Source organism: Neobacillus drentensis NBRC 102427, assembly GCF_001591445.1.
Taxonomy (GTDB): Bacteria; Bacillota; Bacilli; order Bacillales; family Cytobacillaceae; genus Neobacillus; species Neobacillus drentensis.
Genome location: NZ_BCUX01000015.1, coordinates 1 through 23,033, shown reverse-complemented (window position 1 = coordinate 23,033; position 23,033 = coordinate 1). Strand labels below are relative to the sequence as shown.

Annotated in this window: 26 protein-coding genes; 11 read left to right on the top strand and 15 right to left on the bottom strand. The window is 38.6% G+C overall.

What is annotated here, in order from left to right; genetic code table 11:
* Positions 1-113: 113 nt before the first annotated feature.
* The gene (locus BDR01S_RS08910) at positions 114-1,913 is read right to left on the bottom strand and encodes a S9 family peptidase (protein WP_066256001.1); all 1,800 of its coding nucleotides are present in this window, start codon (positions 1,911-1,913) and stop codon (positions 114-116) included.
* Between the two features lie 330 nt (positions 1,914-2,243).
* Between BDR01S_RS08910 and BDR01S_RS08905 the strand changes: the two genes are divergently transcribed.
* A complete protein-coding gene (locus BDR01S_RS08905) occupies positions 2,244-2,501 on the top strand; it encodes an HPr family phosphocarrier protein (RefSeq protein ID WP_066256003.1) in 258 nt (85 codons plus the stop codon).
* 289 nt (positions 2,502-2,790) lie between these two features.
* Here BDR01S_RS08905 and BDR01S_RS25290 read toward each other — a convergent pair whose 3' ends face one another.
* The 4 genes from BDR01S_RS25290 to BDR01S_RS08885 all read right to left on the bottom strand — a co-directional run bounded on the left by BDR01S_RS25290 (position 2,791) and on the right by BDR01S_RS08885 (position 6,147).
* Positions 2,791-2,961: a hypothetical protein gene (locus BDR01S_RS25290; RefSeq protein WP_157406130.1), complete on the bottom strand. Its 171-nt coding sequence runs from the start codon at positions 2,959-2,961 to the stop codon at positions 2,791-2,793.
* Positions 2,962-3,121: 160 nt separating this feature from the next.
* On the bottom strand, positions 3,122-4,111 hold the full coding sequence (locus tag BDR01S_RS08895; protein WP_066256008.1) for a Gfo/Idh/MocA family protein: 990 nt from the start codon (positions 4,109-4,111) through the stop codon (positions 3,122-3,124).
* Between the two features lie 14 nt (positions 4,112-4,125).
* The gene (locus BDR01S_RS08890; RefSeq protein WP_066260117.1) at positions 4,126-5,289 is read right to left on the bottom strand and encodes a YecA family protein; all 1,164 of its coding nucleotides are present in this window, start codon (positions 5,287-5,289) and stop codon (positions 4,126-4,128) included.
* A 225-nt stretch (positions 5,290-5,514) separates the two neighbouring features.
* Positions 5,515-6,147, bottom strand: a complete 633-nt coding sequence (locus BDR01S_RS08885; RefSeq protein WP_066256011.1) for an FMN-dependent NADH-azoreductase — start codon at positions 6,145-6,147, stop codon at positions 5,515-5,517.
* A gap of 272 nt (positions 6,148-6,419) precedes the next feature.
* Here BDR01S_RS08885 and BDR01S_RS08880 point away from each other — a divergent pair, with 272 nt between their 5' ends.
* On the top strand, positions 6,420-7,121 hold the full coding sequence (locus tag BDR01S_RS08880; RefSeq protein ID WP_066256014.1) for a pirin family protein: 702 nt from the start codon (positions 6,420-6,422) through the stop codon (positions 7,119-7,121).
* A gap of 96 nt (positions 7,122-7,217) precedes the next feature.
* On the opposite strand, the gene BDR01S_RS08875 is transcribed toward BDR01S_RS08880, so the two are convergent.
* The 5 genes from BDR01S_RS08875 to pdxR all read right to left on the bottom strand — a co-directional run bounded on the left by BDR01S_RS08875 (position 7,218) and on the right by pdxR (position 11,983).
* Positions 7,218-7,820, bottom strand: coding sequence for an alpha/beta hydrolase (locus tag BDR01S_RS08875; protein WP_066256016.1), 603 nt, complete (start codon positions 7,818-7,820; stop codon positions 7,218-7,220).
* A 119-nt stretch (positions 7,821-7,939) separates the two neighbouring features.
* Positions 7,940-8,548, bottom strand: coding sequence for a flavin reductase family protein (locus tag BDR01S_RS08870; RefSeq protein WP_066260118.1), 609 nt, complete (start codon positions 8,546-8,548; stop codon positions 7,940-7,942).
* Positions 8,549-8,724: 176 nt separating this feature from the next.
* Positions 8,725-9,384: a fructose-6-phosphate aldolase gene (gene fsa / locus BDR01S_RS08865; RefSeq protein ID WP_066256019.1), complete on the bottom strand. Its 660-nt coding sequence runs from the start codon at positions 9,382-9,384 to the stop codon at positions 8,725-8,727.
* A gap of 249 nt (positions 9,385-9,633) precedes the next feature.
* Complete coding sequence (gene rpiA / locus BDR01S_RS08860; protein WP_066256021.1) at positions 9,634-10,305, bottom strand: ribose-5-phosphate isomerase RpiA; 672 nt, start codon at positions 10,303-10,305, stop codon at positions 9,634-9,636.
* A 241-nt stretch (positions 10,306-10,546) separates the two neighbouring features.
* A complete protein-coding gene (gene pdxR, locus BDR01S_RS08855) occupies positions 10,547-11,983 on the bottom strand; it encodes a MocR-like pyridoxine biosynthesis transcription factor PdxR (RefSeq protein WP_066256024.1) in 1,437 nt (478 codons plus the stop codon).
* 165 nt (positions 11,984-12,148) lie between these two features.
* On the opposite strand from pdxR, the gene BDR01S_RS08850 reads away from it, so the two are divergent.
* The 5 genes from BDR01S_RS08850 to BDR01S_RS08830 all read left to right on the top strand — a co-directional run bounded on the left by BDR01S_RS08850 (position 12,149) and on the right by BDR01S_RS08830 (position 15,182).
* On the top strand, positions 12,149-12,340 hold the full coding sequence (locus BDR01S_RS08850; RefSeq protein ID WP_066256026.1) for a hypothetical protein: 192 nt from the start codon (positions 12,149-12,151) through the stop codon (positions 12,338-12,340).
* Positions 12,341-12,390: 50 nt separating this feature from the next.
* Positions 12,391-12,675 (top strand): hypothetical protein, encoded by a 285-nt coding sequence (locus tag BDR01S_RS08845; RefSeq protein ID WP_066256028.1) that lies wholly within the window; start codon positions 12,391-12,393, stop codon positions 12,673-12,675.
* Between the two features lie 138 nt (positions 12,676-12,813).
* A complete protein-coding gene (locus BDR01S_RS08840) occupies positions 12,814-13,494 on the top strand; it encodes a zinc metallopeptidase (protein ID WP_066256030.1) in 681 nt (226 codons plus the stop codon).
* A gap of 326 nt (positions 13,495-13,820) precedes the next feature.
* Positions 13,821-14,600 (top strand): Cof-type HAD-IIB family hydrolase, encoded by a 780-nt coding sequence (locus tag BDR01S_RS08835; RefSeq protein ID WP_066256032.1) that lies wholly within the window; start codon positions 13,821-13,823, stop codon positions 14,598-14,600.
* 51 nt (positions 14,601-14,651) lie between these two features.
* The gene (locus BDR01S_RS08830; RefSeq protein WP_066256036.1) at positions 14,652-15,182 is read left to right on the top strand and encodes a GNAT family N-acetyltransferase; all 531 of its coding nucleotides are present in this window, start codon (positions 14,652-14,654) and stop codon (positions 15,180-15,182) included.
* A gap of 82 nt (positions 15,183-15,264) precedes the next feature.
* On the opposite strand, the gene BDR01S_RS08825 is transcribed toward BDR01S_RS08830, so the two are convergent.
* The 4 genes from BDR01S_RS08825 to BDR01S_RS08810 form a co-directional block, all read right to left on the bottom strand.
* Positions 15,265-15,570 carry a BC1872 family protein gene (locus BDR01S_RS08825; RefSeq protein ID WP_066256038.1) on the bottom strand — a complete coding sequence of 102 codons (306 nt, stop codon included), beginning with the start codon at positions 15,568-15,570 and terminating at the stop codon, positions 15,265-15,267.
* Between the two features lie 118 nt (positions 15,571-15,688).
* Complete coding sequence (locus BDR01S_RS08820) at positions 15,689-16,471, bottom strand: putative protein N(5)-glutamine methyltransferase (protein WP_066260120.1); 783 nt, start codon at positions 16,469-16,471, stop codon at positions 15,689-15,691.
* 198 nt (positions 16,472-16,669) lie between these two features.
* Positions 16,670-17,785: a cysteine desulfurase family protein gene (locus BDR01S_RS08815; protein WP_066260122.1), complete on the bottom strand. Its 1,116-nt coding sequence runs from the start codon at positions 17,783-17,785 to the stop codon at positions 16,670-16,672.
* A 21-nt stretch (positions 17,786-17,806) separates the two neighbouring features.
* Positions 17,807-18,541, bottom strand: a complete 735-nt coding sequence (locus BDR01S_RS08810) for a gamma-glutamyl-gamma-aminobutyrate hydrolase family protein (RefSeq protein WP_235846528.1) — start codon at positions 18,539-18,541, stop codon at positions 17,807-17,809.
* 193 nt (positions 18,542-18,734) lie between these two features.
* Here BDR01S_RS08810 and BDR01S_RS25285 point away from each other — a divergent pair, with 193 nt between their 5' ends.
* The gene (locus tag BDR01S_RS25285) at positions 18,735-18,872 is read left to right on the top strand and encodes a hypothetical protein (RefSeq protein ID WP_157406129.1); all 138 of its coding nucleotides are present in this window, start codon (positions 18,735-18,737) and stop codon (positions 18,870-18,872) included.
* A 44-nt stretch (positions 18,873-18,916) separates the two neighbouring features.
* On the opposite strand, the gene BDR01S_RS08805 is transcribed toward BDR01S_RS25285, so the two are convergent.
* Positions 18,917-19,714, bottom strand: coding sequence for an MBL fold metallo-hydrolase (locus BDR01S_RS08805; RefSeq protein ID WP_066256045.1), 798 nt, complete (start codon positions 19,712-19,714; stop codon positions 18,917-18,919).
* A gap of 161 nt (positions 19,715-19,875) precedes the next feature.
* Between BDR01S_RS08805 and BDR01S_RS08800 the strand changes: the two genes are divergently transcribed.
* From BDR01S_RS08800 to serC, 3 genes are all read left to right on the top strand, one after another.
* Positions 19,876-20,112 carry a hypothetical protein gene (locus BDR01S_RS08800; protein ID WP_066256047.1) on the top strand — a complete coding sequence of 79 codons (237 nt, stop codon included), beginning with the start codon at positions 19,876-19,878 and terminating at the stop codon, positions 20,110-20,112.
* Between the two features lie 171 nt (positions 20,113-20,283).
* Entirely contained in the window at positions 20,284-21,585 is a 1,302-nt protein-coding gene (locus tag BDR01S_RS08795) for an MFS transporter (RefSeq protein ID WP_066256053.1), read from the top strand.
* A gap of 113 nt (positions 21,586-21,698) precedes the next feature.
* Entirely contained in the window at positions 21,699-22,796 is a 1,098-nt protein-coding gene (gene serC, locus BDR01S_RS08790; protein WP_066256056.1) for a 3-phosphoserine/phosphohydroxythreonine transaminase, read from the top strand.
* The last annotated feature ends 237 nt before the right edge of the window (positions 22,797-23,033 follow it).

Here is a 23,033-nt window from a genome sequence, read left to right as displayed (position 1 = left end):
AATCCCGGGAGCCGTTTTAATTTCATTTATTTATCTGACAGCTTAACAAGCTGTTTGCTAGTTTTCAGCAGCTGTCCCGCTATTGTTGGACCAAAATTATATCCTTTATCAAATTAAGATCCGTTACCAATATAGCGATCCAGAAACTTTACCATTTCCTTATAGGCAGTAATTTTATTTTTTTGTTTTACGATGGAATGGCCCTCATCCTCAAAGCTAATAAAATCAACTAAATGATTTCGTTTCTTTAGTTTATCCACCATTTGCTCAGATTCTTTTATGTGGACACGCGGATCGCCCTTACCGTGAATAATTAATAATGGGGAGGTGATTCTATCTGAAAAATTCAATGGATCAATTCTATCAAAAAATTCTCCGTCTCTTTCTATTGTTCCATATTCACTCTCCCTGTGCTTCTTACGCCAGGGGCTTGTTGTTTGAAGGAATGTTCTAAGGCTGGACATTCCTACAATATCAATCGCAGCAGACCAAAGATGTGGATAGTGACTGATGGCTGCAAGAACCATAAACCCGCCATAGCTCCCCCCCATGATCGCGATCTTTTTAGGATCTACGTTCCTATTCGTCTTTAGCCATTCCACTAAAAAAATGATATCTTTTACCGCATCCATTCTTTTCTGGACATCATCCAAATGTGTATACTTTTTTCCATAACCTGTACTTCCCCGGATATTTGGTGAACAAACGGCATAACCATTGTTTAGTAAATACTGCTGAACTGGGTTGTATACCGCACGAGCTTGACTCTCCGGTCCGCCATGAATATAAATAACAACTGGAAGTTTGTCAGTGGATTCTTTCGGCCTCGAATAGAAGGCAGGAACTTCGAGGTTATCAAAAGAGCGAAAGGATATAAGTTCTGGCTCAACTAATTTATTTTCCAATACTGGTGAACGGGAAACATACGTAAGCCTCTCCGCCTGAATGGTCTTTAAGTCTAATTCCCATATATCAGAGGGATATGCCGCTCCCTTAAACTGATAGGCTAGCTTATGGCTATCAGGGGAAAATTTTAGATTTGAAATGACTCCGATTGGAGTTTTCCACGTATAAAGGGTACTTCGGTTTATGTCTAAAAGGACCCCCTTGGATATTCCTCCCTCATTAATCGAAAAAGCTAATAAATTTTTATCACTATTCATTGCCAAATCCTCAAAATCCCAATTTCCCAGCTCTAGCCAGTCGAGATGTTTGGTTTTTATATTTATAAGGGCAAGACCAAAGAATTCTTTGTCTTTATTGGATAATAAATAAATATAATCCCCATCCTTACTAAAATGGGAATCTTTAAAACTAGCTTCCCCCGTATGATCAGTTATCCAGTTTAGAGACCCTGTTGCAAGCTCGAATATGCCTAAGTCATTATCAAGAGGGGAATTTATCTTCTGAACCAAAATGGATTTACCATCAGGAAACCATTTAACCGCTGAATATACCCCATCACCAGTATTCAAATGACGAATTTCCAACGACTCCAAATTTTGAATATAAATATCAAAAAAGGAGGGATTTCGGCGATTACTCGACCAGGCAATCCATTTTCCATCTGGAGAGCTTCCGCCATAACGGTGAATATGCTTTGGTGAGTTTGTCAACCCTACTAATTCTCCTTCTTCCTTAAGTAAGTACAATTGCTGATTTTCATTTCCGCCAACATCCATACCAATAATCAAGTTGGATTTGCCATTAAGATAACTAATAAAAGTGATTCTTTCTTTTGTAAAGGAGGTTTGGACAGGCCATCCTTCACTCCCTTCCCCAACATTAATTTCCCAAACTTGTGGCAAACCAGAGTAATCAGCGATAAAGCTTATCCTATGACCTATTGGATCGTAGGCTGGATTTTCAGCAAAACGAACATGCAAATACGGTTCTATACCAACGGCAGTCATCAACGTCCCCCATCTGATTTAGGCATTTTTTGAGACACTTAGGAGAATATGTAAAAAGGTCTTAAACCACGATTCATAATATTTTTATCCATAACAAGGATCGATCATGTTTGTGTCATTTTATTCAAACTATTATATTTACAACCAATTCATATTATTCCAGGTGCCTAGAGTTTTGTTTATTTATGATTGTAAAAGTAATAAGCGAGACCTACCACACAAATTGGCCCCCATTGATTCAAGCAGTGCATTTTTTAAAAGGTAGTTTCATACATAAGAAATATGCATTACTTACATGTTTTACAAAAGCTCACCCCAGGGAGGTTTATTATGATACAACAAACTGTAACAATTAACAGAAATGCAGGGTTATATGCTCAGCCGGTCAATAAATTAGTTCAGAATGCTTCGCGATTTAATGCAGATATTTTTCTTACTTACAAAGGACGAAAAGTCAATGTAAAATCAGTACTCGGCGTGTTATCGTTAGCCATTCCTAAACGGGCAGAAATTATATTAGAGGCTTCAGGAGACGATGAAATAGAAGCACTTAAAGAGGTAATTCAAACGTTGGAAATGCTAGAGTAGGAGTTTTTTTAATAGAAACGAGGGGATCTTGTCGCTTTTCGATCTTTATGCGATCCCCTTGTTTCTATTTACTTACTTGCACTATTAAAACTAAGTCATTTTTGCAGTTTTTTAGGATTAATGAGCGGATTCTCTTAGCATTCACAGATTCTATCAGCGGATTTCTTCGTCCTATTGGCGGATTAGCTACTTCTATTGGCGAATTTCCCATTTCTATTGGCGAATTCCCCACTTCTATCAGCGAATTAGTTTTTTCGGGGGAATCCAAAGAAAAAACGTCTAAAGGCGTTTAATAATTACACTTTGGACAAGGTTGATGCCGGTCCTTCCCATGTCCGCATTGTCTGCACTTGTCTGAGTATTGTTTACCATTTTTAAATTTCCATTGTTCATACGTGATGCCATGTGACCCTTCATCGTTTAAGTACTTGATATAATCATTCCCATAAGGATAAATCAACAACATCACCTCCAGTGCTCTCTATAAATGTATGCGCTTACATACCTTAAAAACACTGAATTATATAAAAAATTGTCTGGCACCATCCATTTTCTGAAAGGCCCGTACATTCTAAATAAAAAATTAGGACCCACCGCTTTAGGTAGGTCCTAATCCAATACTACAAATAATAATTCTTCACTAGTTCACCCATGACCCAGTTTGTTCTGGCACCCGAAACTCCACTGCTTGGGCACTGAGAACTACCAGTTGTTAAGTCTGCCACGATAGTTTCGACAAGGGGTTGATGGACATGCTCTGGTGGTTCGAAACTCCATTGCTCTGTTCCGCGCGCTGTTGTCAAAACGATGGGGTCGTTTCCGAAAGTGGAAAAGGTGATTTTCCCTTTGCTCCCAACGATTTCATTGACATCGACATCTTCAAAAGCAGTAAAACACCAATTCCCAACACCATGGATGCCAGATTCAAACCTATAAGTACCTGTAACGATATCTTCGGCACGATAATAGCCCGCTTGATTGGAAGCAAAACCTTGCACAGACGTAATCGGTCCGAGTAAGAAATCTAATATATCAAGCGTGTGGCTGGCTAAATCGAGCAATAATCCCCCGCCTGCCAATTCGGGTTGAACCCGCCACGGGAGATGTTGTGGATCCAACACATCGTCCGAAGCTTTTTGATACTGTTGTGAGGAAACAAACCTTACCTCTCCCACGGCTCCATTTTCCAACAACTCTTTAATTTTTAAAAAGCGCTGCTGTGCCCTTCGGTAGTAGGCAACATATAATGGAACGCCTCCCTCCCGACATGCAGCAATCATTTCTTGGCATTCTTCAAAATTTCGTGCCATTGGTTTTTCTACATATACTGGTTTACCAGCCTTGGCTGCCATGATTGTATATTCTTTATGCGATCCTGGTGGTGTGGCAATATAAACCGCATCTACTTCAGGATCATTAATTAGTTCATCCGCATTATCGTACCATTTTGGAACATTGTGCCTTTTTGCATAATCTTTAGCAAGATCTCCCGTTCTTCTCATCACGGCAACCAATTCAGAGTGGTTAATTTTTTGGAAAGCAGGACCACTTTTCACTTCGGTGACGTCCCCGCATCCGATAATCCCCCAACGTACTTTATCAAATTTCATCCCATTATTCTCCTTTATTTGCCACAGCATTTTTTATATTTTTTGCCGCTTCCACACGGACATGGATCATTTCGGCCCACTTTATTATCCTTAAAGATTGGACCACTTTGTGGACTTCCACCCTGCTTGCTTGCATTTCTAAATTCTATGTCTCTTTCTAGTGCTGCTAGTTTCCAATCCATTAATTCCGGATGCTGCTCGCCTAAAATAGAGTAATAACTATAAACGGTCTGTTCTATATCAACTAGGCTTGAGAAGTATTCTTTTTTCATATGGTCACTAATTTCTGGCAATGCCTCTTTAGATAGCTGATGACAGAGAGCTTCAATTAAAATATCCTGATCTTGGAGTTCTTTAATAGTATGATAAGCCTCTCTTAAAACCTGAACAGCCAGGTCAGACTTAATATTTTCGATAACAGAACTAGCATAAATAATCGAATCCGAATTTATTAAATAAGGTGCTACTGCTTTCACTACTTCATCCGATTGAAATCCAATTAATGCAGATGAAACCTCTTCTAACAAGATATCATCATCACGGCCCAAGAAACTTGCTAATAATGGAATATGCTTTTCTAATTTCATTAATCCAATCATATAAACAGTTAGGATTCCATTAAATGTAAACCATTGTTCATTTAATTCCTCTTGAAGAATCACTTCTATTTCTTCTTCTGTAATCCAGCCATTTTGGGCGATACATGCAGCCAGTTTTTTTGCTTTTATGTAAATAGGATGTTGATAAGTTTCGGCATGGTCAAGGGTATTGATTGTTTTTAAAAACTCGTTGAAAACTTCATCCTCTGTTCCATTCATAATGAGTTCATTTAATGACCAACTATCCTCACTAATGTATCCTTGGAGTGCCTCTTTATATTTTAATGCAAGCTCTGGGCCAATACGGTTTAATAAATTAACTGCTAAATGATTCTTTGTCCCGTCCATCAAAGGGATATTTTCTAGCAGTACCTTGACAGCATCTTCATTAATTTTCATGTTTTCTACATAAATTAAAATAGAGGAGCGCTTGTCCTCGTTTTTAAAGGCTTCCTTCAATAACTCTATCGTCCATTCTTCTGGGACATTGGGATAATCGTGTAATGCCTGCAGAACGGTTTCTTGGATTAAAACATCATTACTAATTAAATGCGGTTTTATTTTTTCTAAAAAGGTCATAAGATCAGTCCCTTCACCCACTATTTCTCTTTCTTCTTATTATATTTGATTTTTAGTACCATCACCAAAGGATTCTCTTCGTTTTTGAATAAAATGGTGTCAGGCACCAAAAAAACCTTCTTAACTTGTGGGGGTGGCTGGCAGATAAATGGCAATAAATAGATAAAAATAAAGAAGCCTGAAATTCAGGCTCCTTTATTTTTACTTTACAGGCTTATTTAGTTATTAAACAGCGACTGCTGATAATTTCTTTGCAGCTTCTTTTACTTTTTCCATTCCTTCTGCAATAATCGTTTCAGCTTGAGCTGGCATTGCAGCATGACCTTCAATAATAACTTCGTCAATAATTTCCATGCCGAATACGCCGCCAACTACGTTTTTAATATAAGTTGCAGACATTTCCATTGGTGCTGCTTCAGGAGTTGAGTAAACGCCACCGCGTGCACTTAGGATAATCGCTTTTTTGTGAGTCATTAATTGTACTGCTTGACCATTTTCATCGTACTTGAAAGTGAAACCAGCTTGGTATACGTAATCAATAAATGTTTGTAATGGTGCTGGGATTGTTAAGTTCCATAATGGGAATGCGAAAACAACTAGGTCAGCAGCTGTTAGTGCATCCATTGCTTTTTGTTTTGCAGCAAGAAGACGTTTTTCTAGATCCGTCATTTCTTCCCCTGATTCTAATTTACCAAAAGCGTTGAATAAATCCTGGCCAAAGTAAGGCATATCTTCAGCGAAAACATCGAAAGTAGTTACATTTACACCCTCTAAATTTTCCATAAAGGTTTCATACATCTTACTTGAAATAGCCTCTGAAGCTGGACGATTATTTGCTTTAACTACTAATACATTCATTTATAACATTCTCCTTTTATTTACATTTAATTTTATTATCTTTAAATCATTTATCTCGAATTAATAATATAATAATATACTATCCTTGTCAATGAAACTCTATTAGGAGATATTTCCTATATTCCGCTTCCAATATATATTATTCTTTTAGAATAGCTAATGATGTTTGTTCTAGAATATTTACGTTGACACTAGACAATATAGAATATATAATTATCTCGAATTCAAGATAAATTTATATTTTAATTTTTCATTAGATGGGAGAGATAATTATGTTAAAAAAAATCGACAGTAATCATATGGGTTCTAGTAATCATGGCTGGTTAAGAAGCAAATTTCACTTTTCATTTGCAGAATATTATAATCCAGCTAATATTCAATTCGGGGTTTTACGAGTAATCAACGATGATTTAATTAATCCTCAAACAGGTTTTGGAACGCATCCACATAAAGATATGGAGATCATCTCCTATGTGGTGGATGGTGAATTGACTCATGGTGATAACATGGGCAACCAAAACACAATATCACGCGGACAAGTTCAATATATGAGTGCAGGTACGGGTGTGCATCACAGTGAGTATAATTTAGGAGAGAATACATCAAGGTTTTTACAAATTTGGATTTTACCAGACAAATATGGTCATACACCAGCCTATGGTGATTTTAGATTTAATTGGGATGATCGAAAAGATAATTGGCTGCACATGGTTTCAGGATTAGACGGCGATGCTCCAATTAAAATTAACCAAGATGCAAATATTTATTCCTTAGAATTGCAGCCAGGAAAGGAAATAAGCTTTCCAGTGAGTGAAGGTAGGCAGGCTTATTTAGTTCAAATTGAAGGAACTTCAGTCATCAACGGTTTGGAACTTTCTGATAGAGATGGCCTCGAGGTTGTTGAAGAAGAGATGACAATACTGGCCGAAAAAACGTCGCATATTTTGCTTATCGAAATGAAAAAAGCGAACTAGTTGGGGCAATAGAACAAAGTCTGATGGGAGGATCATCCCATCAGACTTTTTATTTTCATCTGATAAATCTTTAATTTAAGAATTTTAAATGGCTTGTTATAATTTCCGATACCATTGAGCTGCTGCTTCTACCTCTTGGATGGTTAATTGATGACCTCGATTCTCCCAATGAATTTCTACATTCGCATTCGCCTTTTCTAATAATGATTGTAAATCAGTCGATTCCATTGGGGAACAGATGGGATCGTTCGTTCCCGCTGCAATAAACACAGTTTTCCCTGATAAATCAGGGAGGTCCATTCCTCTTCTTGGTACCATTGGATGATGAAGAATCGCTCCTTTTAAAGCATGTTGATAATGAAATAATAGACTTGCCGCTATATTTGCTCCATTCGAATAACCAATCGCCATAATATTATCTCTTTCAAAACCATACTTTTCGGCTGATTCATCAAGAAACTCATTTAATTCTTTTGTTCGGAAAATAAGGTCTTCTTCATCAAAAACACCTTCAGCTAATCTGCGGAAAAAACGTGGCATGCCATTTTCTAATACATTCCCACGGACGCTGAGTACATTTGCCTCATCATCAATCATTCCTGCAAGTGGCAGCAAATCTAATTCATTGCCCCCCGTACCATGTAACAATAGTAGCGTGGGTTTTGTTGGATTTTTCCCCTTATTGAATATATGTTTCATTAGTAATTTCCCTCCAAAAACTCGATATTTCCGTGTGCATCGTTTCCCATTGCTGAAATATGATAACGCCCGCTGTTATCTGCATCTTTACTCTCCCTTTTAAAATAGGATTTTAAGAGTTATTTGGGTCTTTCGATTTCAAAAATTTCACCGATTTTGGCGTAATTATTCCCAGCTAATCGACTTACCGCTGCTAAACCACCTGGATCAATTCTTCCTTTTTCATAAATGTCACTTTCAATATGAAATTGAACTACTTTTCCGATAATAAAATCACACCCCGGTTTATCCTGGTCTCCCAATTCTAAGGTATGCTCTAAAGTACATTCCATTCGAACCTTGGCTTCTGTTACCCCTGGTACAGAAATTTTCGCGCTTTCGACTGGTGTTAAGTGTGCTAACTCTATTTCACTCTGATCAGGCGGAAGGCTTGCGGCTGTTGTATTTATTTTTTCAACATTTTGTTCATCAACGATATGGACAACAAATTGCTTAGACTCGATGATGTTTCTTGTCGTATCCTTTTGTCTCCCCCCAGAGCGTTGAATAGATAGGGAGATCATCGGGGGATTAGATGACACGATATTAAAATAACTAAAAGGTGCACCATTTAAAACGCCATCTTTTGAAATCGTTGTGACGAACGCAATCGGTCTAGGGATTATGCTCCCGATTAAAAATTTATAATTTTCTCTTTCCGACATTAAGGATGGATCAATTGAAAGCAAAGAAATCATTCCTTTTCCTATAATCAGTCCTGTTTTATTATGATGTCATATAATTGATTAAATTATTGATAATATTTATAAATCGAGAATCTTGAATTCGTGGTATTTTTGTTATTTAAAGGCGTTAGCCTCCTTTAGAAGTCAGGAAGTAACGCCCTTATGTTTTCTATTAATTATTAGACAGTTTTCCAGTCAGCGGCAAACTTCTCTAAACCTTGGTCTGTTAATGGGTGTTTTGATAATTGCTCAATTACCTTGAATGGAATAGTTGCGATATGAGCTCCAGCCATTGCTACACGAGTCACGTGATCTGGGTGGCGAACAGATGCTGCAATAATTTGTGAATCTAATTTCTGTACCTGGAACATCTTAGCGATTTTTGCTACTAATTCTACACCATCTTCGTTAATATCATCCAAACGACCTAAGAATGGGGAAACATAAGTAGCTCCTGCACGAGCAGCCAGTAATGCCTGGTTCACACTAAATATTAGCGTAACATTCGTTTTAACACCTTTTTTTGTTAAATAGCGGCAAGCTTCTAGTCCATCTAAGTTCATTGGAAGCTTAATGGTAATATTTTTATCACCGCCGTTAATTTTAATGAGCTCATCTGCTTCAGCAATCATTTGTTCAGCTGTCAAAGCATTTGGTGTTACTTCGGCAGAAACAGATTCAACCTCTGGTACGGCATTTAAGATTTCAGCAATACGGTCTTCGAATTTCACGCCTTCTTTTGCGACTAAAGATGGGTTGGTTGTTACACCTGATAATACGCCGATTTTATAGGCTTTTTTGATTTCCTCTAAGTTTGCAGTATCGATAAAAAATTTCATAATAAAATTCCTCCAAAATATTTATTTTTTTAACAGCGTGTCCGCTATATTCATGGAGCGGGCGTATAAATAGTGAAATAGCAATAACTATGTTGCTGTTTTAAGATCTAAAGCTGCATCTACTTATTTTATATGTTTTCCCTCAAAGATTTCAATATTTTGTTATATTTTTCTAACAAATCTTTTTAGGTTGGATATAACATCCTTTAGTAGTCTCTTCTAGATCTTAAATATTAAAACCGGATTTTTTTATTTGCGGACTTTTGTAATTAGGTTTTTATTACTGTCTAATGTAATGACAGCATCTGTCATGTCAACAAATAATCCATTTTCAACAACACCCGGAATGATATTTAGCTCTCTCTCCAAGGCAATTGGATCCTTTATTTCTATAAAATCACAATCAATCACATAATTACCGTTATCTGAAAGATATGGGGTCCCATTTGTTTGCCTCAAGTTCGGGCTGCCACCGAGCTCTCGCATGTGCTTCATGGTCATTTCATAGCCAAATGGGACTACTTCTATTGGCAGCGGAAAAGCTCCTAAGGTATCTACATATTTGTGTGAATCGGCAACTACAATAAAAGTTCTCGCTGCTTTCGCAATTATTTTCTCTCTTAAAAGAGCGCCTCCTCCACCTTTAATAAGATTTAAATCTGGATTTACCTCATCAGCTCCATCGATTGCGACATCAATTCCCTCGATCTCTTTGAAAGATACTAGTGGGATGCCGAATTCTCTCGCTAATTTTGCCGTTTGTTCTGAAGTTGGGACTCCCTGGATGGAAAGTCCTTGTTGGACCAATTGACCTAGTTTAGCAATGGAATAAAACACAGTAGACCCTGTACCTAGTCCAACAACCATGCCGTCTTTCACGTATTCTACCGCTTTTTCACCAACTTCTTTTTTTTCATTCAAGGTTTAATCTCCCTTCAACTTAAGCTGGAGGCCTCGTGATTAATTTGTCCCTTTTCTTGTAACTTGTTCCCTTGCTTATGTAAAACTTATTTTTCTGGTGTGTCCATTTTTTACACTTTACCTATCCATATTATAACTTTCCGACAAAATCCGTCAATAAATATATCTCGAATTAAATGTATTATTATTTTATAAAAAATTCATGACACGAGTTGAGGCCTTCTTATATGTTTCATCCCAATCATTTTTCTATGTTGATTAACGCTTCCGAAAACCTTTCGATCCCTTCATGGATGGAACTTGTTTCCACCCTGCCATATGTAAAACGCTGACACCCCTTTTCAGAACCTAATATCCCTCCCGGAACAATTGCAATCCCCTTCCTAATTGATTCCTCAAGTAACTTTTGTTCATCTATAGGCTCATTTAATTTGCACCATAGATGAATTCCACCATTTGGAATAGAGAAGGAAATTTTGTCATCCAATAATTGTTTAAGGCTTAGAACAATCTGATTTCTCCGTTGTTTCAGTTGCTTTCTTAAAAAATGAATATGTGGATGAAAATACTCGGAACCGAGAAATTGATTGGCTACCCACTGGGGAAAAATACTGTGTCCAAAGTCCACTTGTTGTTTGGCGTCAGCAAGCCGATAAACGACCTTTGCAGGACCTATTACCCAACCGATTCGCAACCCTGAAGCAATAATTTTGGACAAAGAACTTATATAGAGAACATTTCCGTTATCATCCATTGATTTTAAAGTTGAATTTACCACTCCATCAAAGGAGGTTAAACTATAGGGGTCATCTTCAATAATCGGAATACCGTATTCAGCTGATAGGTTTAAAATTTGTTTTCGTCTTTCCATTGAAAGAACTGTTCCCGTTGGATTTTGATAATCAGGGTTTAAAAAAATCATTCTAATTCGATGTTTCTTATGAAAATGAACAAGGTCATCTGGATTGACTCCATGTGAATCGACGGGTAATCGATAGATTTTTAAACCAGCCGTATGGAAAATTGGAAGTGAATAGCAGTAGGATGGATCCTCAATCGCAACAGCGTCACCAGGTTTAAGCAGGCATTGAACGATTAAATGGAGAGCTTGCTGGGCACCCGATGTAATTAGAATCGAAGAAGAATCTGTATTTATATTCTTATACTCCTTCACATGCGTAGCAATCGTATCCCTTAGTTCTTTACTCCCCTGTGGATCGTTATATCCAAGATAGCCTGTAAAGGGCCGCTCTGACAGGATACGTTGAAATTGCTCATTTGGGAATAGACTTGGTGACAATTCACCGCTTGCCATATTAATAAGATCATTTTCCTGTGTTTCCTTACGAATTCTTTGAACAACAGGAAGGTTGGGAAGAAATGAGCCTCGCTCCAAATATCTGCTCCAGTTTGGAATACGTCTATGTTCGAGTCCCCAAATATCTGTACTGACAATGGTTCCACTCCCTTTTTTTCTCTCCACAATCCCCATAGACTGTAATTCTTCATATGCTGCTACCACTGTACTACGATTCACTTGCAGCACTTCAGCTAAGGCCCGTTCTGAAGGTAACATCGTTTCCGGTGAAAACAGACCTGTGGAAATACCTTGTTCAATGTAATCGGCAATTTGTTTATAAATTGGTCTTTTATTTGTTCGATCTGGTTTCCAGTTCACAATTTCCTCTCCTCTCCATTCAATTGGGACCTACTATGATAAAAAGTGGATGGTCATTTTTTTTAGTAATTGGATGGTCATTTTTTATCATTTTAACCTTAAAATAGGAATCATACTTTGTCTAAAGAAAATAAATAATTTTATCATATAGTGAGGATGAAAAAAATGAAGGTCGGTATGGCACTTATTATTATCGTTTTAGTAGCAGCCCTTGTTGGTACGCTTGCGCTCTTGGGGAAACCAGATGAAAACTATAAAAGCTCCGCAAAACAAAACACAATAAGGTTGACAGCGATTTATGTGATCGTTATCTTAGGTGCAATTGGAGGATTAGCTTGGTATATCAGTATGAACTAATATTCCTATCGTAGAACACACATAATAAGCTTAAAAAGGTGTGTTGTTCTGTGGATTTCCCTACCATAAAAACGAACTTTTGGGATGCAATTTTTGCAATACCCATCATAATATTGTTAACTCAACTAATAAAGGTGTATTTTGTATTACCAAAATGGTTTGTACCAACGATTGCACTTTTATTTGGACTAGGTATTTCCATTTTTATCAGTCACAAACACAACATCCTTGGCGGCATATTTATGGGCTGGTTTTACGGCTATGCAGCGGTCGGGACATATGCTTCATTAAAAACAAATCTTATTGCTTATCGGAATAAACGAAGTAAAAAGTAGTCCTCGGATATTCTCTCCATTCAAAAAAGACTTACATTACTGGGTAAGTCCTTTTTGACGAGCACTTTATTACTAAAAACCTGAACCATAAAGTATACTAAAGATATAAATTTGTCATCTGTAGAAGGAGCATACTTCATGGGTTTTATTGTTTATTTTATTCTAATCATGATCATACCACTATTCGTGCAAATGTACTTACGAAATACCTATTCTAAATTTTTAAAAGTGGGAGCCTCCTCTGGTTTGACCGGGGCCCAGGCAGCTAGAAGAATTTTGGATGAAAATGGCTTATACGATGTTTCGGTCGAAGAAGTGAGAGGTCACTTATCTGACCACTATGATCCAAAAAGTAGAAGTGTAAGACTATCTTCAGCAAACTACCATGGTACCTCCATTGCTTCGGTATCCGTTGCGATTCACGAAGTTGGCCACTGTTTACAGCAAAAGGACAGATATGTTCCATTGCGTGTAAGACATGCCTTAGTGCCTGTGGCTAATATTGGCTCGAATTTTTCATTCATACTAATTTTAATTGGCATTCTTCTTTCATCTGCCAACTTTTTATTACTAGGAATACTTGCAATGGGCGCTGCAGTGCTCTTTCAGGTGGTTACCTTACCGGTTGAATTCAATGCAAGTTCTAGAGCATTGAATGTAATGATTGGTTCTGGTCTTATCAGAAATGAAGAGGAATATCGAGCGAAGAAAGTTCTAAATGCTGCTGCATTAACCTATGTAGCTGCAACAGTGGTCGCAATTGCCGAATTACTTCGTTTTGTTCTCATGTTTACTGGAATGCAAAATAATGATGACTAATAAAAAATAAGACTCCCTGTATCGGGGTCTTATTTTTTATTAAATGATATATTCAATGTACAGTTGGCTGGAAGTGTGTAAGTTTACATAACATTATTACAGTCAAACTATGTTAGCTAATATCTTTTTTCATATACATTCCAATATTAAGTAAATCTTATGAGCCAGGAATTTACAAAAAATTTTCATTGAAACAGGTTTGTTAAAGATGCGAACCAACTCTTCATCATGTATAATGAAAACCCACTCAGATACTCTTTAAATTCAAACATGGACTATAGAAAAACTGGCTTATCAAGTGAGATAGCATCATAGGAGTGTGTTTTATGAAATACAAAGTTGTCATCTTAGATATAGACGGAACCATCCTCCCGCATGGTAAAACACTTAGTCATGCCACAAAGGATGCCATTCAGCGCTTAAAAGAGAAACAGATGAAAGTGGTTATTGCTACCGGAAGAGCACCATATTTTACAGAGTCGATTATTCAAGATACCGGGGTCGATTCTATGGTCTTTTTTAATGGCGCCTTTGCCTTCCATGAAGGAAAAGAAATATACAAAAGCTCCATGGAGAAGCATGTATTAGAAAAAGTCCATCAATTGTCCAATGGCTTTCAGCACCCTCTTACTTTTTTAGGCGATACGAGCTTTAAAGTTACCCATTTAGATCATCCCTTCGTTGTAGAAGCGTATCAGCATGATCCATGGAAACCGGAGCTTGCCCCGCCGCAATTTTGGAAAGACCAGGATATTTATCAAATCTTCCTTCATTGTGATCTAGAGGAGGAGTCATCCTATCAGACAAAGGTTCCAGAACTTGATTTTCGCAGATGGAGTTCAGGGGCACGAACCTGTGATGTGAATTTGTCCAATTCAAACAAAGCTGTGGGTATTACTAAGTTATTAGAAAAGATTGGGATTGCACCTGATGAGGCGGTGGCCTTTGGGGATGGTTTAAATGATTTGGAAATGCTATCACTGGTAGGAATGGGAGTCGCCATGGGAAATGCCCGTGATGAGTTGAAAGCTGTGGCCAATATGGTAACACTCTCTGCCGAAGAAGATGGTGTCCGCTACGGATTAGAGCGTCTCGGTTTAATATAAACAGAGGGCTCTTTTCTGAGTTGCTAAATGACAATGTAAGGAGTGGGAGAAATGAATTTATCATACGAAGTGATCTCGGATGGAGAAATAGAATACTGCCGTGATTTATGTAATGAGCTGATGGCCTTTCAAAAGTCGAGAGCTTACATAAGACCAGAATTGTTTGACAGTATGAATTTCGAAACTAGGATGGTTCCTTCGATACATAGTGCTATACACAATTATATCGTAGTCGTAAAAGATGGTCGACAAATCGTTGGGTATGTTTATTCCAATATTTCTCCTAAAGAGGCATATTCTAATGAGTTTGCGACTTTCTTTGACCTTTCTTCTGTTCTTAGACCTAATGTAGGTTGTTTATCGCAATTTTATATAAAAGAAGAATACCGCAAATATGGAATTGGGACTAAACTTCTCAATATGTCGATGACGTGGTTGAAACAATTTGCTGAGATCGAAGATTATTTTGTCTTTGTCTCAAATGGCAATAATGAGGCGCTGGAATTTTATCAACGTAAAGGATTTTCAGTCAGTCATGATATATTGGATGGGTTTATTACTGTTTTACGGAGAAATAAGTAAAAATAAAAGCTTGTAGGTTTTGGTCCATTTATAGGACTTGTTTCTACAAGCTTTTTTATAAGTAATCATCGACTTCGTAGTTTTACATCCATCCTTCTGCAATCGTGCTGTTATCAGCAACAGTGAAGGCTGCATTAGTGATGGCTTGTGCTAATGTTTCGCCCGTTTCGCATATGTTATTAAAGCAAACTTCAGAAACCCCATTCGTTGTATAAGTAAAGCCGAAATCTTTTAATTTTTCTACGATGAGCATCGCATGGTCAAGATTTTGTTCAGGTTGAAAATCAGTTACTGGAATGAATGTCCCCTTTTCAAAATCAAACCATCTGTCCCACCTGTTTAACTTCCAACCTAGTATTCTCCGAGCGATAATTTCTACTTGGTTCATAGCCTATTAACTCCTTTTCTCTAGATTTTTTTATTTTACCATTTTCATCGTCCCGGTCCTACCAAATCATCTTCAATTTAATGACACTTTTTTGAGTTGAGGCTCGTTGTTTATTACTTTAGGTTCCAGGTTTTGTACCGATAATGATCGTGGCGTCCAAATCAGCATTTCTGGCTACTTTCGCGATCAGCCCCATACTAGAAAAAATATCTAGGGTTTGGGATGCTTGCTGTTCGCTCGTTTCTACCAACAAGTTACCTCCTGGAGCTAACCAGAGAGGTGCCTCTTTCGCTAGCATACGCTGTAGGTCAAGTCCGTCCTTTCCTCCGTCGAGTGCCAACATAGGTTCAAACAGGCGAGCCTCCCGAGGTAGCAACTTGATTGCCTCGGTAGGTACGTAAGGAGCATTAGAAACTATGATGTTTATACGGCCTCGAATCGAGTAGGGTAGAGCTTTATACAAGTCCCCTTGAAAAACGCGGCCACCAAAAGCTGATATATTGCTGCTAGCACAGTGTACAGAGGCGGGAGCGATGTCAACAGAGTACAAGACTATCTGCCCTACAGTCGCTGCAAGTGCTGCACCTACTGCTCCTGACCCACAACACATATCAACGACGAGATCCCCTAATCTAGTTAGGGTTTCTGCCTGGTGGACAAGAAACTCTGTTCGTTGGCGAGGGACGAAGACTTTAGAGTCTATCTTTATCCTCAGACCACAGAACTCTGTGTACCCAATGACATGTTCAAGAGGTGTACCCCCGGCTCGCAATTCTACCATTTTCTTAAGGTCATCCAATGTCCGTGCTTCAGATATAAGTAGGAGAGCCTCTTCTTTTGCAAAAACACATCCAGAGGTCCGAAGCCTATGGATAATACTTGCTTCTGTTTGGTCATCCACAGAGAAGTTAACATGCTTTACAATAAATACCAACCCCTCTTTCCCTATAAATTTGCTATTTGTTTATTTCTATAAAAATTCTCTGTGTAAGTTAAACTTATACAAGCTATCAATAAAAAATGACCATCAAATCAACTAACACAATTTGATGGTCATTTTTTATTACTTTTTTTAAGGCGAGCTAGGCCCTGTTCCTTGTTATATTATTCCATTAAACCATTCCATTACTTGTTCAATCTCAACTTTCGTCGTATACCTGCCTAAACTTAAGCGGATCGCACCCATTCCTACCTCTTCAGGAACATCCATCTCTTTTAAGACAGGTGATAGGTCAATACTACCTGCATGACAGGCCGATCCAGTTGATGCTGCTAACTGAGGGATGGAATCTAACAGCTCTTGACCTACTCTTCTGACAAAACTTACATTTAATGTATTTGGCAGACGGTCTTCCGGGTGCCCATTCAAAACGACTTGATCCCCGAAGGCATCCTTTAGTCGCTTCCAAAAATAATCGGTTAAATCTTTAATTCCAGTATTCCCTACCTGTTGCTTAGCAATTTCACAAGCCGTTCCTAATCCCACTGCTAATAACGTATTTTCTGTACCTGCCCGAAGTCCAAACTCATGCCCCGCTCCATGGATAAGTGGTTCCAAATGGATTCCCTCTCGAATATACAATGCACCAATTCCCTTTGGTGCGTATAGCTTATGGCCGGCAATCGTAAGCATATCCACTTTCAAATCTTCCACATTCACCGGGACTTTTCCAACCGATTGTGATGCATCTGTATGAAATACAATCCCAAAATTTCGGGCGATTTCCCCAATCTCCTTGATGGGCTGCAAGGTACCTGTTTCATTATTGGAATGCATAATCGAAATCAAGATTGTTTCCTTTGTGATCGCTTTTTTTATTGCTTCTATTGTAACTTTCCCGTCCCGATCCACGTCTACATATGTGACCTTTGCACCCATTTGTTCAAGAAATTTGCAAGGATTGATAATCGCAGGATGTTCAATTTTAGAAGTAATAATATGATTGCCTTTATGTCGATTTTTAAAATAGAACCCTTTTAATGCAAGGTTATTGGCTTCGCTGCCACCACTTGTAAAAATAACTTCTCTTGGGGTACAGCCGATTAATTCCGCCACCTGACCTCTAGATTGATGTAATAATTCCTTCACTGGTAACCCTGCCCAATGTAAGGCTGACGGATTCCCAAAAAAATGATCTAACAGCGGTTTAATCGCCACAGACACTTCAGGAGCAATCGGTGTACTAGCATTGTAATCCAGATAAATTTTTTCCATCAATTGAATCATTCCTTTCCCTTAAATCGAAATTGGGACCTTTATACAGCTGTTTATAAATTCTTTGAACACATTATTCATCTCATCGTTTGTGCTAGCCATTGATTCAGGATGCCACTGAACTCCGACCGTAAATGTGGTTGGATGGATATACTCTACCGCTTCAACAAGCCCGTCGGATGATTGGGCAACAACACGAAGGTCATTGGCTACCTTATCGATTGCCTGATGATGGAGACTATTTACACGTACTCGTTCAGAACCAACGATTTCAAATAATTTGCTATCCGTGTTGATGGTCACCCAGTGAGTTTCCCGACTTCTATCTATTTTCTGTGAGTGTTGGATTGGTTCTTTGACTTGACTCGAGATGTCCTGGATTAACGTACCACCTAGGGCGACATTCAAAATTTGAACACCTCTGCAAATCGCAAGCAATGGGATATTGTTATCAAGTGCATATTTCACCATTGCGATCTCCGCCATGTCCCGTTCGGGTGTAGTTGGACCTAGGTGACGATGCGGGTCCTGGCCATAAAGTTTTGGGTCAACGTCCTCTCCCCCGCTGAGAATTATTCCATCGCATAAGACAAGCGTCTCTAATGCGATTTCAGGGCTAATATAGGGAAGAATAATCGGGATCCCTCCATTAGCAGCAACACTTTTATGGTAATCATGGTGTACATAGACACCTTCCATAGATTCGTTATGTTTCACATAGGCACCTGTTATGCCTATCACTGGTTTCTTACACAAACTGCTTCCTCCTCTAACTAAAAACACTATCATAAGTATTTTATCACACTCATTCTACCAGATTGTTTTTTTGAATGAACCAACCAAGTCACACTCTACAAAAATAATTTACATACTCTTTAATTGAACATCATAGATTATTATGTATGACAGAAATACAATTATTTTTAGAAAGTCAAAGGATGGAGATAAAATGGAACATGTTCTTTACAATGGCAAGAAATATATTATCCTTTACAAATACACTTCCGGATTTTGTGAAATCAAGGAAGTAGATAGTCTGCATAATATTCAATTGGTTCATCTATCAGAATTAACCCATGTAAACTAAAAAAAGCTAAAAAAGGCCATGAAGCCTTTTTTAGCTTTTTTGATTTAACTTGCGGCGACAATTGAGGCGATGATATGTCTAGTATCCCATTGCCCTTCTGAAAAAGCTATAATTGGGTACTTTTTTGGAAAAAGCAATTGAGTCATTTCATCAATCGAGCGACCTTCACTGTAGAGATTTTTCACTTCACCAGATAGATTTTCAAGGTAATCTAGCTTTTGGACTAATTTGCTTTTTCCATCCTTAATATAGCCGCTATGGCAACAGAACAGCCCCTGAAAATCATAGTTGAGCAGGTTGCGAATCGATTGAATGATCACTGGGATGGATTCACTGTCCATAATGACTTTCGTTCGTGATGTGACAAATAAATCGCCTGAAAATAGTCGGCCGGTTTCTTCATGGAAAAATGAGACATGGTCATCGGCATGCCCCGGTGTGTAGATGACTTTCCATTCTTGACTGTGTGATTGAATGTTCTCCCCAAGTGGCAAGGCATCAAAGGCTGACCGAACTCCCCAGGTAAGTTTCCGATACTTCGGGTAGGGACAATGTTCCGCACATATATTGATTCCATTTGAATGGACATAAATTGGAACATTCCTATTCTTTTGAATCCAAGGGGCTAAACCAGAATGGTCTTCATGGCTATGCGTTAATGTAACGAAATCAAAGCTTAGGTCCTCATAAATGGGGATAAGTTCTTTTTCAAGACATTGCGGTCCTGTATCGATTAGCATTCCATCAACTAAAAAGGAATAAACCGTTCCTAATATGATTCCTGAGCTTTGAACATTTCCCTCTATGCAGATAACGTCCTCATTCGTAAACATATTTAACATAATCAACTACACCTCATTTTTAGAATTTTCCAAATTATCAATACAACTGTATCGAAAAATAAATGAATAATCAATCATATTTTCCTGAAGAAATTTAGACCTGCTTATGTATATTTCACCACATTTTCTCAAATTATATGAAAAAAAAGGTGGTTATATAATTGAGTAATTGGTATCTCATTTTGTCTGGTATTGCTTTGTTAGTATTGATTGGCGGTTTAATTTTCACGCTAGGGACTGGAAGAATGGTTAGTACTAGAACCGGTGAATTTGATACGCAAATCAATAAAAACACTCAAAGGCATCCATACTTACTGAATCCTGTATTTCTTGTTTGGATTATCGCAATCGCAGCAATCATTATTTATATTATCTATTTGGGTTTTAATTACTATTGATAAAAATTAGAAGCAAAAGGCCGTTCCATTGATTGGAGGCACCTTTTGCTTTTTTTAAATCAAAAAAATTAAATTTTATGAAATTTACTTATATAAACTGCGATTTTTTCCTGATAAAATAAAAATCAAATAATGATGGAGGAGTTAATTCCTTCAGAAAGAGGTTCTAGTGTGTCACATTACCCGGAATATTCAAAACAAGTTTTGCTCCAGACTTTCATAGATTCACCCGAGAAACAGCAGGTGCTATATCGAAGGACATTGCTCGTTGTTGTCATTTCGCAAATTTTCGGAGGGGCTGGACTGGCTGCCGGTATAACGGTAGGTGCCCTTCTTGCCCAAGATATGTTAGGGACGGACAGTTATGCAGGGATTCCTGCAGCGTTATTAACGCTTGGATCTGCAGGGGCAGCATTGCTTGTCGGTCGCCTTTCCCAACGATTTGGACGGCGGATAGGACTGGCCGGAGGTTTCTTAACTGGCGGAATCGGCGCGATTGGAGTCATCATTTCAGCGATCACCGGTAATATCTTTCTTCTTTTTGCCTCACTCCTTATCTATGGGGCTGGCTTTGCATCAAATTTACAAGCACGCTATGCAGGAACGGACTTAGCCAAACCTACTCAGCGAGCAACCGCAGTTAGTATTGCGATGGTATCAACTACATTCGGTGCTGTGGCTGGACCAAACTTGGTGGGTGTAATGGGCCGATTTGCGACGTCAATTGGAGTTCCTGCTCTAGCTGGTCCGTTCATACTTGGTGCAGCTGCGTTTACTCTTGCCGGATTTGTCCTCCTAGCATTCCTGCGCCCTGATCCTCTCATCGTTGCAAATGCGATTACAAAAGGACTGGAAGTTAAAAAAAAGAATCTATTGGAAAAACAATCTAGCAAAATAGAAATCAATCAACGAGGAATTGTTGTCGGCGCCACCATTATGGTTTTAACGCAGATTGTCATGACATCGATTATGACAATGACACCTGTTTACATGAAGCATCATGGACATGATCTTAGTGAAGTTGGAATGGTCATCGGCTTCCATATCGGCGCTATGTACCTGCCTTCTCTCGTGACTGGTATTCTTGTCGATAAGATTGGCCGGACCGCAATGGCCGTCGCTTCTGGTGCTACTCTTCTTACTGCAGGTATTCTTGCTGCAAGTGCACCTGCTGATTCGATGCTGACTCTTATCATCGCACTGTCTTTGCTCGGGCTTGGCTGGAACTTTGGATTAATTAGTGGAACAGCACTGATCATCGATTCAACGGATCCCTCGACACGTGCCAAAACACAGGGAACGGTTGATGTCTTAGTTGCTTTGGCTGGGGCATCCGGTGGAGCAATTTCGGGAATGGTCGTTGCTCAAACGAGTTACGCGGGACTCTCATTTGCAGGTGGCTTCCTTTCCCTTCTGCTCATCCCAGTCGTTATTTGGTCGCGCAGCAGTCAAAGAATGGCGGATAAAAGCTAAAATTCGATATTTTTAATAAAAAGTGAAATTTTTCACGATTTCACAATTAAATTTATTTTCGGAATTTTATAAGTATGGTATAGTCAGAGAAAAGAAAAAATGGAGTGATAAAAATGAAACTGCAAGTCCACCGCACTTATAATTTTAATGCAGGTCCTTCGGCGTTACCAATTTCTGTTTTAGAAAAAGCCCAGGAGGAACTGATAGATTTTCGAGGTACGGGCATGTCGGTTATGGAACTTAGCCATCGAAGCAAGGCTTATGAAGACGTACATAATCAGGCAATTGCCAGCTTAAAGGAACTGTTGTCCATTCCTGATACGCATGAAGTACTCTTCTTGCAGGGCGGTGCTAGTCTTCAGTTTTCAATGATTCCGATGAACTTTTTACAAGCTGGGAAAAAAGCTGGATATGTAATGACTGGTTCCTGGTCAGAGAAAGCCTTCACAGAGGCAAAGCTATTTGGTGAAGTTTACCATGCAGCTTCCACGAAGGAAGGCAACTACCGAAGCATCCCAACACTAGATCAATTACAGTACAATTCAACTGATGCTTATTTACATTTAACGTCCAACAATACGATTTATGGTACACAGTGGAAGGACTTTCCAGACACTGGAGATGTTCCATTAATTGCAGACATGTCGAGTGATATTCTCTCTAAACCGATCGATGTTAGCAAGTTTGCGCTCATTTATGCTGGTGCCCAGAAAAATCTCGGCCCTTCCGGCGTAACCGTTGTTATTATTCGCAAGGATCTGCTTGAACAAGCCAATACAGCTATCCCAACGATGTTAAAATACAGCACGCATTCAAAAAATAACTCCTTGTATAACACACCGCCAACCTTTGGCATTTACATGCTTGGAGAGGTCCTAAACTGGGTTCGTGAGTTAGGTGGGTTATCTGCCATTGCTGAGCAGAATGAGAAAAAAGCGAACCTGATATACGAGACAATCGACGCTAGTAATGGTTTTTATATTGGCCATGCAACACCGGACAGTCGTTCTCTCATGAATCTTACCTTCAACTTAGCATCAAAGGACTTAGAAAAGAAATTCCTCGAGCAAGCAAAGCAGTCAGGTTTTGTAGGCGTAAACGGACACCGCTCCATTGGCGGATGCCGGGTATCAGCATATAATGCCGTTCCAGTTGAAGCCTGCCAAGCATTCAAAGAGTTCATGATTCAATTCCAAACAGAAAATAGTTAAATAGAAAATCACCCTCACTTTGTTATGTGAGGGTGATTTTTTATGGTACTGAAGAAAAATTCATAATAATTTCATGCTAGTCTGCCTGTCATGGCTTTTTTGATATTAGGTTAAGCACCGGGTTTGATAAATAGGCGGAGAAACTTCTCTTAATTAGAAAATAGCACTGAAAATAGCCTAAATAGACGGAAAGATTCCGATTATTGAATCGAAAAACATGAAAATGAGTAATTTTGC